The 12,772-nt window shown below is 60.2% G+C and carries 12 protein-coding genes; 10 read left to right on the plus strand and 2 right to left on the minus strand.

The window, feature by feature from the left end; genetic code table 11:
• The first annotated feature begins 157 nt into the window (after positions 1-157).
• From A605_RS14290 to A605_RS14310, 7 genes are all read left to right on the plus strand, one after another.
• On the plus strand, positions 158-745 hold the full coding sequence (locus A605_RS14290) for a ParA family protein (RefSeq protein WP_015402224.1): 588 nt from the start codon (positions 158-160) through the stop codon (positions 743-745).
• A 110-nt stretch (positions 746-855) separates the two neighbouring features.
• Positions 856-984 (plus strand): CopG family transcriptional regulator, encoded by a 129-nt coding sequence (locus tag A605_RS15425; protein ID WP_149029545.1) that lies wholly within the window; start codon positions 856-858, stop codon positions 982-984.
• Between the two features lie 193 nt (positions 985-1,177).
• A complete protein-coding gene (locus tag A605_RS14295; protein WP_015402225.1) occupies positions 1,178-2,095 on the plus strand; it encodes a replication protein RepA in 918 nt (305 codons plus the stop codon).
• A gap of 10 nt (positions 2,096-2,105) precedes the next feature.
• Entirely contained in the window at positions 2,106-2,435 is a 330-nt protein-coding gene (locus tag A605_RS15430) for a hypothetical protein (protein ID WP_149029546.1), read from the plus strand.
• A gap of 503 nt (positions 2,436-2,938) precedes the next feature.
• Positions 2,939-3,760, plus strand: a complete 822-nt coding sequence (locus A605_RS14300) for a GmrSD restriction endonuclease domain-containing protein (RefSeq protein ID WP_015402226.1) — start codon at positions 2,939-2,941, stop codon at positions 3,758-3,760.
• 602 nt (positions 3,761-4,362) lie between these two features.
• Positions 4,363-6,033, plus strand: a complete 1,671-nt coding sequence (locus A605_RS14305; protein WP_027004588.1) for an N-6 DNA methylase — start codon at positions 4,363-4,365, stop codon at positions 6,031-6,033.
• Entirely contained in the window at positions 6,023-7,096 is a 1,074-nt protein-coding gene (locus A605_RS14310) for a hypothetical protein (protein ID WP_015402228.1), read from the plus strand. The genes A605_RS14305 and A605_RS14310 overlap by 11 nt, the downstream gene beginning before the upstream one ends.
• Before the next feature lie 3 nt (positions 7,097-7,099).
• Here A605_RS14310 and A605_RS14315 read toward each other — a convergent pair whose 3' ends face one another.
• The gene (locus A605_RS14315) at positions 7,100-7,897 is read right to left on the minus strand and encodes a DMT family transporter (RefSeq protein WP_015402229.1); all 798 of its coding nucleotides are present in this window, start codon (positions 7,895-7,897) and stop codon (positions 7,100-7,102) included.
• A 44-nt stretch (positions 7,898-7,941) separates the two neighbouring features.
• Between A605_RS14315 and A605_RS14325 the strand changes: the two genes are divergently transcribed.
• A protein-coding gene (locus tag A605_RS14325) for an IS3 family transposase (RefSeq protein ID WP_149029457.1) occupies positions 7,942-9,146 on the plus strand; the annotation gives its coding sequence in 2 pieces (ribosomal slippage) (positions 7,942-8,236 and positions 8,236-9,146; 1,206 coding nt in all).
• A 202-nt stretch (positions 9,147-9,348) separates the two neighbouring features.
• On the opposite strand, the gene A605_RS14330 is transcribed toward A605_RS14325, so the two are convergent.
• Positions 9,349-10,233, minus strand: coding sequence for an aspartyl/asparaginyl beta-hydroxylase domain-containing protein (locus A605_RS14330; protein ID WP_015402230.1), 885 nt, complete (start codon positions 10,231-10,233; stop codon positions 9,349-9,351).
• Positions 10,234-10,388: 155 nt separating this feature from the next.
• Here A605_RS14330 and A605_RS14335 point away from each other — a divergent pair, with 155 nt between their 5' ends.
• Positions 10,389-11,237, plus strand: coding sequence for a LysR family transcriptional regulator (locus tag A605_RS14335; RefSeq protein WP_015402231.1), 849 nt, complete (start codon positions 10,389-10,391; stop codon positions 11,235-11,237).
• 104 nt (positions 11,238-11,341) lie between these two features.
• Positions 11,342-12,546 (plus strand): IS3 family transposase gene (locus tag A605_RS14345; protein WP_149029457.1). Its coding sequence is split into 2 segments (ribosomal slippage): positions 11,342-11,636 and positions 11,636-12,546, totalling 1,206 coding nucleotides; the frame shifts between segments, so codons are not numbered across the junction.
• The last annotated feature ends 226 nt before the right edge of the window (positions 12,547-12,772 follow it).

Raw genomic sequence — 12,772 nt, forward strand, 5'->3', positions numbered from 1 at the left:
GGGGGGACGGTACGAAGCTTTTTCACGTTTCATAGGGCGGGGCTAGCTCTACACCTTTACATGTATTCAGATACTTAGATACACTTATTTACAGATACATACATACATGCATACGCGTACAGCTACGCACTTCACGTCACTACCGGAAGGACCACCAATGATCATTGGCATCGCAAACGTGAAAGGTGGGGTCGGCAAGACGACGACCAGCATCTACCTCGCCACCGTACTCGCTGACCAGGGCCACGAAGTGGTCGTCGTCGACCTCGACCGTCAGGGGTCCGCCTCCGAATGGGCGGACCGAGCCGAGGACGCTGGCAACCCACTCCCCTTCCCCGTCGAAGTCTCCAATGCCGCCCGCCTCAAACGCTTCGTCAAGAACTACGGCAAGCGCACCACCATCATCCTCGACACCCCACCCGGCGATCCCGCCACCGTTGACGCCGCCATCGCCATCTCCGACTACGTCGTTGTCCCGACCCGCTCCTACGGCATCGAGGTCTCTCGGGTTTGGGACACCCTCCCCTCGCTCAACGGCATTCCGCACGCCGTCTTGGTCACCTCCGCCCGCCTCGGCACGCGCTCGCTCGAGTTGTTCCTCGCGATCCTGGACGAGGAAGAGGTGCCACGCTTCCGCACTGTCATTCCCCTGCGGGAGTCCGTACCAGACACCTGGGGCGATGTGCCGACCCGATTCGAGGGTTACGACAACGTTGCTGCGGAGATCCTGGAGGCCATCAAGTGAGCGACAAGAGGAACAAGCTGAGCCCGCGGAAGCCTTCTGCCAGTCGACGTCGCAGCGTCGAGGAAGCCTTCATCTCAGCTGACGCTAAGCCGGCTCCGGAGCCAACCCAGATGTACAACATCAAACTGCCCGTCGAACTCCATCGTCGCGCGAAGATGCAGGCATTTAAGGAGGACCGCACGATGAAGGACATCATCGTGGAGCTACTACGGGATTACCTCGACGAACACGAGGAATGAGATACATAAATACACATGTATTTGTAAATACGTAAAGGTATGTATCTGTAAATTTGTGTAGATGGATACTATGGCCAGTCCTCCCCCACAAGGTCACTAGCTGCTGATACCGTTGCAAGAATAGTGAAAGCCGGGCGCTGTCCTACCAGCCCCGGCCATGACCCCACGACCCTGAATGAAAGCGTGAGGATTTATGGGTGATCATACCCTGACCCGGGACGACTCTGGCAACCCCGGAGAAATTGAGCAGACTGAGCAGGCCGTGGGCTACATCAGCCGCTGGTTCGTCCAAGCGCTCTTCCCCTATAGGAAGACTGACGAACTCGTCCGTCAGATCCAAAGCGGCCGCGACAGGGTCACCGTTATGTCCGCCAACGGACTACCCTACGGAAAATATCCGCGTCTCATTATGGCCGCCATCATCACCACCGCAGTACAGCGGGCGGGCCAGGTCGAGCTCGGCCTGATGACCCCGGAAGAGGCCCGCCGCATTCCGCTCGGCCGATCGCTGGATGGATTCCTCGCCACGATTGGGATCGCGAGCCGGGGGACTGGGGGAGCACGTGGAAACCGGACGCTGATCCGGGAGCAGATGCGCCGGCTAACGAGCTCGATCATCACAGTGCAGAAGATCTACGAGACTCGAGACCAAGGCGCGACCGCTCCTGTAGCCAAGCGTTGGGACCTGTGGTTCGATCCCGCACACCCAGAACAAGAGACTATTACTGAGTCCTACATCGAGCTCACCGAAGAATTCTGGGAGCAAATCAACCGCGCTCCCATCCCGATTGACCTCGACATCCTCAAAGCACTCGGCAGACCGAGGGCGATGGACCTCTATGTTTGGATCTCGCTCAAGAAATACTGGCTGAACAAACGACCAGAAAAGACGTTCACCTTCGCATGGGGAGACCTGACTGATCAGTTCTCCCCGAAGGAGTTGAAGACGACGGATGACCGAATGAACTTCCGCAAGGAACTCCGGAAGGCGCTCTCCGACGTCGCGAAGCTGTGGCCCGACGTCGGAGTGGAAGCTACCGCCGACGGGCTCCTGGTCCACGAGGGTCAGCCTTCCGTGAAGATCCGGACAGCCCGACAGCTGGAACAGTAGAATGTTGAGTATGCCTCTCACCATCATGGTGCGGGGCATTTCCATTTTCGCAGGTCAAGGTGCCGCAGATTTACCACCGTGGCACCTCAGGCGGCGACCTGGGAAAATGGTGTTTTCGCAGGTCAAGGTGCCGCAGATTTACCACCGTGACAAAAATTCAGCCGCAGATTTACCACCGTCAATCCGCAGATTTACCACCGTCAATCCGCAGATTTACCACCGTCAATCCGCAGATTTACCACCGTCAATAAAGTTATCCACAGGGATTGACCTGCGCTTATCTTCTTTCGGACCCCGCTGCTATAACAATAACCCCTATGACAATATGCGTGCGGTTTAGAGGTGAGTGATCATCGTCTAGGCAGTAACCGGTAGGCGAACTATCGAGGGCTGCCGCGGCGCCGCTGCGCGACGCCTTGCCCCGAAACAACAGTGGTTACCCTGTCAGTGCGCAATAAAGCTCTCCTCCCCAGTCAGTGGGGCTCTCCCCAGCAGTAGTCGGCAAGACGACGAGTGATCTGGTTCTAAGAAGTGCTTTCCCCATGAAATAGTTCTGGGAGGAGCACCACCCACTTCCCAGGAGGAGCCACCATGTCGTTGCGTCGTTGAATGACCGTGTTGGGGGCCGTTCTCGTCGTCGGGTTGACCGCCGCCGGCTGTACACCACCGAATGGGGGAGTAGCTGCCCCACCCATCACCGAGACCACAGTCTCCGCCCAGACGGACGATACTGCTGCCGTCTCACCGGCCGCTGACATCGCCTTCAGCTTATCTGGCTCATCGTCTCCGGTAGGGGAGGAGACGACCTCCCCGGGCGATCAGACTGCGGCCGCAGGGAGTGCGATGGCAGCACTCGAGACCCTGGAGGTCAAAGGCCGGGCCCCGAAGACCGGGTATGACCGCGATCAGTTCGGGCCCCGCTGGGCTGATACCGACCACAACGGCTGCGACACCCGCAACGACATCCTTGCCCGCGACCTGGAGTTCGAGACCTTCCGGCCCGGCACCCAGGACTGCGTGGTCCTCACCGGGGTGCTCGACGATCCGTACACCGCCACCGAAATCCACTTCCTCCGCGGCCAGGACACCTCCACTCAGGTGCAGGTCGACCACGTCGTCGCTCTGTCCGATGCCTGGCAGAAGGACGCCCAGCAACTCGACGAGACCACCCGCACCGCGTTTGCCAACGACCCGCTGAACCTGCTGGCCGTCGACGGGCCCGCCAACGCCCAAAAAGGCGACGGCGATGCTGCGACCTGGCTGCCGGCCAACCGGTCGTTCCGCTGTGACTACGTCTCCCGCCAGATCGCGGTGAAGGCCCACTACGACCTGTGGGTCACCAGTGCAGAGAAAGACGCCATGGGCAGGGTGCTGTCGAACTGCCCCGACCAGGTACTGCCCACCGATCAGACCGCGGCCACGGTGTACGAGATCGACACCACCGCCACCCAATACCCGACTCCCGCAGTCGCCGAGCCAACACCGGTCGTGGAATCCCCGGTGGCAGAGCCGACGACTGTGGCCCCCACACCGACGAGTATGGATCCACGGTTCACCAGCTGCGCGAAGGCCAAAGACGCCGGATACGGTCCCTACACCGCCGGAATCGACCCCGAATACGACTGGTACCGCGACGGCGACAACGACGGCACCACCTGCGAATAACCTGCAACCACACCTCCGCCGTCACTGGACCGGTCAGACCCCGGCAGCGCTGGCTGTCGGCCGCGTCCGTGCCAATCAGGAGCCGGTGGACTTCTTCCGTCCTTGAACAGACCAGCGACGCTACCTGGTGGGGCAGGTATGTCGGCTCAGTGTTGGCAATCTTCAGGCTGCGTCGCCACACCGGTGGAAGTGTCCGCACGCGGGTAAAACCCGCATGTCGTGCACCATGCAGAGGGGAAGGACACTGAGTGGTGGCTCTCCTGGCCATCGAACCCGACGATGCCCCTCTCACACTGCTCACCGCCGCGGTGTTGAGATGTGATGTCCTGGACATCATCGTCACCCGCCCAGATCGCCCGTGAGCTCGCGGTCGAATTGTTCACGAACGAGCAGGCGGGTGCTCACCGCGACAGGCACGGACGGCTCCCTCCGGATCGCGAGTCTTACAGCGTTCTACTTCGGCTCCCAGGGAGAAGAACCCCTGTCGTGAGTAATGGTTTTCTGATTCCCGCAGTGACCCATACACAGTTCTGATCAGGTTGAATGATGTCGGGTGTATGTTCTCGTTGTCCTTTTGTCGAAAGATTGAGCAGAATGGACCCATGCCTGAATTGGAAGCCTTGTTCGAGATTGATACGCCTGCTCTTCGCAAGGCACGTGGGGCTTACTTCACTCCCGAAGGAATTTCCCGTTTCATCTCCACCTGGGCTATCCGCTGCGGTGATGACCGTGTGATGGAGCCGTCGGCAGGTGATGCTGCCTTCATGGTGGCGGCTGTAGAACGACTGAAGAACCTGGCGGACAATCCAGACGCTTCACCTCTTATCGAGGGCGTGGAGATCCACGAGCACAGTGCTCGGATTGGTCACGAGCGAGTCATAGTCGCAGGTGGAACTCCGGACATCACTGTTAGTGATTTCTTTACGGTCTCTCCGGAACCGGTATACGACGCCGTGATCGGCAATCCACCGTATATCCGCTACCAGGACTTTTCTGGCACTTCCCGGACAATAGCCGCGGAGGCGGCGCTGCGGGCCGGTGTGCGCCTGTCTCGTCTGGCTTCGAGTTGGGCGGCCTTTGTCATCCACTCTGCACTGTTTCTCAAGCCCGGGGGTCGGCTCGGCCTCGTACTGCCCGCTGAGTTGATGAGTGTCAACTATGCGGCGCCGGTGCGGCAGTTCCTCTTCGACAACTTCGCGGATATCCAGCTTGTCTTGTTTGATGAGCAGGTCTTCCCGGATGCCGAAGCTGATGTGGTGTTGCTCCTGGCTGATGGCTACGGCCAGGGACCCACGGGGGAAGCTTCTGTCCGGTTAACCAAGAACGCCGAAAGCCTAGCCTCCCTCAGTGATGAGGCTGTGTCCTGGACCCCGCCCACGGCGTCGGGGAAGTGGACCGGCAGCCTTGCTGGCGCGACTGCACTGGAGGCGCTGCAGGCCTTATCCGCCCAGGACGCCTTCGTGGGTCTGCAGACCTGGGGTGAGACGACGCTGGGCATCGTCACCGGCAGCAACAAGTATTTTGCTTTGTCACCCCAACGGGTCATCCAAGTGGGATTATCTCACAGTGACACCCTCCCGCTGTCTCCTCCCGGTAGTGCCCACCTTCGGGGTCTGGCATTGACGACCCAGCAACTTCAGCGTCTGGGCCAGGAAGGGAAGTCCACCCGCCTGTTCTACCCCAAGCAGCCCCTGTCCCCGGCCGCTGCGGCCTATATCCAGGCCGGCCAGGACACCGGGGTCGACACTGCCTATAAATGCCGTGTCCGCAAGGTCTGGTACCAGGTCCCTCTGATCCCACCGGCAGATCTTCTCCTGACCTGCATGAATGCGGATACCCCACGGTTGACGACCAATGAGGCCAAGGCGCACCATCTCAACTCTGTCCATGGTGTGTACCTGGCAGAAGACCACCGGGAGCTGGGATGTGAACTGCTTCCCCTGGCCAGCGTGAACTCAGTGACGCTGCTGCATGCCGAGATCGTCGGACGCGCCTATGGCGGTGGGGTCCTGAAACTAGAGCCTCGCGAGGCAGATGTGTGGCTGACTCCTTCCCCTGATCTGGTGGCAGCTAACGCTCACGCGTTGAGAGGCGTCAAAGATCAGGTGGGCACGCTCCTGGCCGCCGGACAACTTCTCGATGCCGTCCAGGTTGTCGACGACGTGCTCTTCCACAGCAGTGATGGGGTCGCGCTGCGATATCTCGACGCCGTGCGGGAAGCCCGGGAACGTATGGCGCACCGACGTAGCGCAAGGGGGGCCAGTGGCCGCTAAACCCAGTGCCAAAGACAAGGCGTGGATCTTATTCGACGAGATCGTTGACCAGGCAGCACCAGACGGTGAGCACACCAATCCATGGGCGACGAACAGCGATGGTTCCCTTCGCTATGAGCCTGATTTCGACACGCTCACTCGACTGCTGGGTGTCCCCCTGCAGCTGAAAGCCGCTTCCCAGAGCGGTGTCCCGGCCTTAGCCCTGGACGTATGGCTCAGTTATGAGCTGCGGCGGGCTGGCTTTCACCCGGATCAGACGTGGCCTAGAGCCGAGAGCCCCCGCATCCTGCCGATGCCTATTTCTAACCTGCTTGCGGCACTGCCGCGCACGGAACGCGCTTCCCTGCAGACACGACTCGCCTCAAAATCCTCCATGTCAGGAGTCACCTCGTCGAGCGCGAATATCCTGGGCAAAAACTACCTCAAGCAGGTGGATGTGATCATGACGGACTGGGCGACCGGGCCCGAGCTGTTGATCTCCACCAAACGCATGGACTCCTCCTACGGCAAGAACGCCGCCAACCGGATTGAGGAGTCCTACGGTGATGCCAAAAACCTGCGGATGAGACATCCCCAGGCGGCACTTGGATTCGTGTTTGGCCTGCGCTCGGACATCCTCACTAAAGAACCCGACACCGCCGAATGGCTCATCGACCTCCTCGGCAAACTCGGTAACGAGGAAGACGCCTACCACGCCACCTGCCTGATCATGTTTGACTACGACGATGCCCTCCCAGACTCCGACGTGGAGGAAACAGAGACCTCAGCACTCGCGGAACCGGGCGTCGACGGAGCAGAGGAGGATGAGGGCCTGCAGCAGGATACACCTCAGGATGACCTCGGCGTTTCTTTGGAGAATCTTCCCCGTCTCGACCTTCTTCACGAGAAGATCCCCGCAGGCTTGTCCGCGAGTAGATTTCTGTCCATCATGGTCAACCATGTTCTGGACGCCACACCGGTCACGATGCACAGGGAAGCTCGCCGGCGGCGCCGAGCCGCTACCCCAGACCCTGCTGCTGTAGGGGAAAGCGGCATCGTCCACGACACTCCCGTCGCTGAGTAACACCTACGCGTGCTCTACTTTCCTCAAAGAGAAAGTTGGTTGGCGTTGGATCATGATCAGGGCTCCGATCGTTAGCCCGAAACCGAGAATCGTCAGCAGGGGCAAAGTGGTGCCGTTGACGATGAAGTCGAGTACAGCGGTAACTGCGGGAACAAGGAAGAACAGGCTAGTCACAGACACCGCATCTCGCTTGCCAACCATGGAATACAACAGGGCGGTCGCACCAACGCTGACGACCAGCACCATCCAGGTCGCAGCTCCTACAAAACGCCACCCTGGCTCCCAGGTACCGAGGCCGACAATAGGCAACGCCACCACGAATACGGCGACGGCGATCGTAGACTGAATAGCCAGGTTCGCCCACACGCCCACCTCAGAGTTGGACTTTTGCGTCAGTGTCCCCACGGTGATCGCGAGCAGCGCGATGACTGCCGCGAGGTAACCGCCCACAGCACCCGGGTTTGTCAGATCAATGTCTGCGGCCACAGCCAGTCCCACCCCGGTCAGACCGACCGCCAAGATCAGCCACGTCACACGAGGGCGGGTTCCAGTCAATACGGCGGTGATCAGTGGCTGGGCGGACACAATCAACGCCAGCATCCCGGGGTTGATCTCCTGGTCTAATGCGACGAAAAACGCAGCCTGATATGCAACTTGCATCAACAGGGCCGTGAGTATGGTGTGTCGCCACTGCCGCCGCCCGGACGGCAGCGCGTCACGCGAGAAAAGCGTCCAGATACCCCAGACGATGACGGCGCAACCGACAGCTCGGACGGGGGCCGTCCCCTGTTTGGTGGACACGCTGACCCTGGCCCAGAATGGGCCGGAGAATGCGAGAGACCACCATGCCGAAGAACACCTACACCGATGAGTTCAAAGCCGACGCGGTCCGGCTCTACGAGGACACCAAGGGCGCTTCTTTTTCCTCAATCGCCGTGGACCTCGGCATCAGCCGGGCGACGTTGAAGAACTGGGTCTACGCCGCCCGCAGGGCCCGCGGCGTCCAGCCCAGCCGCACCGCCGAGGACCCCACCGACGAGCTGCTGCGCCTGCGCAAAGAAGTCCAGCACCTGCGCTCGGAGACCCAGAAGCTTTCCACCGAGCGCGATATCCTGCGCAAGGCCGCGAAGTATTTCGCGGGAGAGACGACCTGGTGATCCGCTTCCAGTTCGTTGACGACTACGCCACCACCTACTCGGTGAAGCGGTTGTGTCATGTCCTTAATCTGAACCGGTCAAGCTTTTACAAGTGGCGGGACGGCAAGCCTGCCCGCAGGCAGCGCCAGCACGCCGATGAGGTGCTGGTGGCCCAGATGCGGGACTACCACGAGGAGTTCGACGCCACGATCGGAGTGCGCCGCATGACCGCCGAAATCAACGACACCGCGCCCACGCCGGTCAACCACAAACGCATCGAACGTCTCATGTGCCAGCACCAGATCGTCGGGGTGAGCCTGCGCAAGAAGAAGCGCACCACCATCCCGGACCAGGACGCGAGGGTCTTCGACGACCTCGTCGGCCGAGACTTCACCGCCGAGGACTGCAACCAGCTCTATATCGGCGACATCACCTACTTGCCCTGCGGGAAAGGAGAATTCATGTACCTGGCCACGGTCATCGACGTCTGTTCCAGGCGTCTGGTCGGCTACTCGCTTGCGGACCACATGCGTACCAGTCTCGTCCAGGACGCGATTGAGGACGCGGCACGCACGAGAGGCTCCCTGGACGGGGCAATATTTCACTCGGACCACGGCAGCGTCTATACCTCCTCAGCGTTCCAGACCACGTGCCGGAGGCTGGGGATCCGCCAGTCGATGGGCCGGATCGGATCGAGTGCGGATAACGCGATGGCTGAGTCGTTCAACGCCTCGCTGAAGCGGGAGACGCTGCAAGGTTCTGGTGGTTGGGCGTCGCCGGTTCAGTGTCGACGGGAGGTGTTCCGGTGGATCACGAGGTACAACACACGTCGTCGGCACTCCGGGATCAGTTACTTATCGCCGAGAGCTTTCGAACACCGCGCCACGGCTGTTACCGTGGCACCCGCTGCTTGATCAATCCTGCGTGTCCACTCAAAGGGGGACACCCCCACGGTGAGGAACGCTTGCGGCGAAACCTCCTCGAGACCGAATGGGGTGACAATCGCCCCTGAAGCCCACATCAAGACAAATGCCACTTGGCTTGTCAGGATGAGAAGGGACGACTGTGCTTGTCGATTCGTTCCGGGGTTACGGACTTTTCTCGCCGTTGTGTCCATCAGGCAGCGACGCTTACCCAATCATTGATAGAGAATCGCTCTCCGAGAGCACGAACGTTGATCATATAGTCACGGACCATTTCTGCTTTGGCGATGAGCTGGTCGTCGCCGGCGGTCCGGCAGATATCCAGCAGCCAGTCATAGGTGCGCTCACCCGGGACGTTGTAGTCGAAGTGGATCTTCGACAACAGGAACAGGACATCCTTGAAGTTGCGGCGGTTGACCACCTCCGACAACCGGAGCAGCCGCTGTTCAAGGTCTGATGTGAACGCTGCTCGTTCGCGGATTTCCGGGCTCAGATCCGGTTGGTAACTGCTTAAGTCCCGAAAGATGCTGGCTTCGTCGCGTTGCCCATCGAAGATGAAGTCCACACAGAGAGATTGACGGGACTGGCTGGAGAAGTTCACTGCTGAGTGGACAGCCGCCGCATCGAGGTACCACAGCTCACCAGGACGCATGCGGATCACAGTGTCGCTGTCAGAGTGGAACGCCTGGGGGTTATCCTCGAGGACCATGAACGTGCGGAAGTACCGGTCGTTGTCCTCGCCCAGATCGACGAAGTCACGGTGAGACACAACCATCGCGTCAATCAGGTTCCGCGCCCTGACCATCTTGACTCGATCGCGGTCGAAGACGGTGTTCACCAGTTCGGACAGGTAGGGGGTGTTCTTTCCGTGCTCGGTGGTCAAGGCTGATCCGTCGATGTCGACATAGGCGGTGTCGTCTGCTTGTCCACTGCTATTGGCCAGGGAGAGGTTCTTCCAATAGCCGGACGAGAACTCGTCGTATTCTTCTTCGACGCGTGGAACGGCGGCGGGGTAGGCGAGATCGTCATCGAGTCGTTTCTGGTCGAGGTCAATGCGGGCAAGAATGTGGGAACGCATGAGGAAGAGGTTTCTCCTTCGGGAGGCGACGTGGTGGAAAAGCGATTCCCTGCGGGGTTGTCCCATGCGGGGCACTGTCCAGCGTGCGCGCCTCGGGTTTCTAACGGTAGGCGGAGAACTGTATCCAGCATTCGCATTACGTATAATTACTGGTTATGACGATCAATATCCGCCATCTACGGGCTCTGCTTGCTATTGATGACACGGGGAGTATGACGGCGGCGGCGGAGAGCCTCGGATTGACCCAGCCGTCCATCACTCGCATCATTGCCGAGCTGGAGGAACACATGAATCTAGCTCTGGTCACGAGGAGAAAGCGCGGCACTACGCTCACTACTGCCGGGCAGCACCTGCTTACGGGGTCACGCGAGGCCGTTGATGCATTCGACACCGTGCTGTCGACGACGGGTGAGCCAAAGCCATTGCGCATCGCATATGCGTGGTCGGCGCTGATACCAGCCATGGAGCGGATCCTCCGATCCTGGAGAGAAGATAAAAATCATTGCCCCGTAGAGCTGGTGCGCACGCGTAGCCCCATAGCCTCGTTGACGGCGCACTCGTGTGAACTGGCGCTGGTACGGGACTGGCAACCTCAACCCGGCTTCGAGGGCCTCGACATCGCTGAGGAACCTCGCGCGGTGGCGGTCGCTTCCACCCATCCTTTAGCTGGCGCAGACACAATCCAGTTGAAGGACCTGGAGAAGTTCGGGCTAGTCACCAACTCCTACGGCGGAACCACCCCAATTGATTTGTGGGGGCATCCCCGCACTCACGTATTGGACAAAAAGACCGACGACATCGAAGATTGGCTAACTATCATCGCCACCGATCCCCTGGTCTTCGGCATGACACCTGTATCGACCGCGGCGATGTATCACCACCCGGCAGTGTCTTACGTACCGATAACCGATGCTCCTTCCGTGGTCTCCACACTGGTGTGGGTACCGGATAACCCATCGACTAGACAGTTCATCGTCAGCATCCGCTCTTGGAAAGAGAAGTGAGACGGGGTGGATGTTTTGCTGGACCGCCATAGGAGGGGCCGTCCCCTGTTTGGTGGACACGCTGACCCTGGCCCAGAATGGGCCGGAGAATGCGAGAGACCACCATGCCGAAGAACACCTACACCGATGAGTTCAAAGCCGACGCGGTCCGGCTCTACGAGGACACCAAGGGCGCTTCTTTTTCCTCAATCGCCGTGGACCTCGGCATCAGCCGGGCGACGTTGAAGAACTGGGTCTACGCCGCCCGCAGGGCCCGCGGCGTCCAGCCCAGCCGCACCGCCGAGGACCCCACCGACGAGCTGCTGCGCCTGCGCAAAGAAGTCCAGCACCTGCGCTCGGAGACCCAGAAGCTTTCCACCGAGCGCGATATCCTGCGCAAGGCCGCGAAGTATTTCGCGGGAGAGACGACCTGGTGATCCGCTTCCAGTTCGTTGACGACTACGCCACCACCTACTCGGTGAAGCGGTTGTGTCATGTCCTTAATCTGAACCGGTCAAGCTTTTACAAGTGGCGGGACGGCAAGCCTGCCCGCAGGCAGCGCCAGCACGCCGATGAGGTGCTGGTGGCCCAGATGCGGGACTACCACGAGGAGTTCGACGCCACGATCGGAGTGCGCCGCATGACCGCCGAAATCAACGACACCGCGCCCACGCCGGTCAACCACAAACGCATCGAACGTCTCATGTGCCAGCACCAGATCGTCGGGGTGAGCCTGCGCAAGAAGAAGCGCACCACCATCCCGGACCAGGACGCGAGGGTCTTCGACGACCTCGTCGGCCGAGACTTCACCGCCGAGGACTGCAACCAGCTCTATATCGGCGACATCACCTACTTGCCCTGCGGGAAAGGAGAATTCATGTACCTGGCCACGGTCATCGACGTCTGTTCCAGGCGTCTGGTCGGCTACTCGCTTGCGGACCACATGCGTACCAGTCTCGTCCAGGACGCGATTGAGGACGCGGCACGCACGAGAGGCTCCCTGGACGGGGCAATATTTCACTCGGACCACGGCAGCGTCTATACCTCCTCAGCGTTCCAGACCACGTGCCGGAGGCTGGGGATCCGCCAGTCGATGGGCCGGATCGGATCGAGTGCGGATAACGCGATGGCTGAGTCGTTCAACGCCTCGCTGAAGCGGGAGACGCTGCAAGGTTCTGGTGGTTGGGCGTCGCCGGTTCAGTGTCGACGGGAGGTGTTCCGGTGGATCACGAGGTACAACACACGTCGTCGGCACTCCGGGATCAGTTACTTATCGCCGAGAGCTTTCGAACACCGCGCCACGGCTGTTACCGTGGCACCCGCTGCTTGATCAATCCTGCGTGTCCACTCAAAGGGGGACACCCCCGGACTTTCAAAAATGGAAACGCCTCTCTGGCTATACCTCTGTGACCCCTTGTCGAAGTCAGAAGACGATTGCACGAACATGATGTGGTGAGCAGGGCTGTGCAAACGTCTTCTGACCACTATCTGGTCACTACCCGCGTGCACAAAGCAGAAAAGGTCAGAAGTCCCGTTCACAAACTGTCACTACAGGC

Source organism: Corynebacterium halotolerans YIM 70093 = DSM 44683, assembly GCF_000341345.1.
Taxonomy (GTDB): domain Bacteria; phylum Actinomycetota; class Actinomycetes; order Mycobacteriales; family Mycobacteriaceae; genus Corynebacterium; species Corynebacterium halotolerans.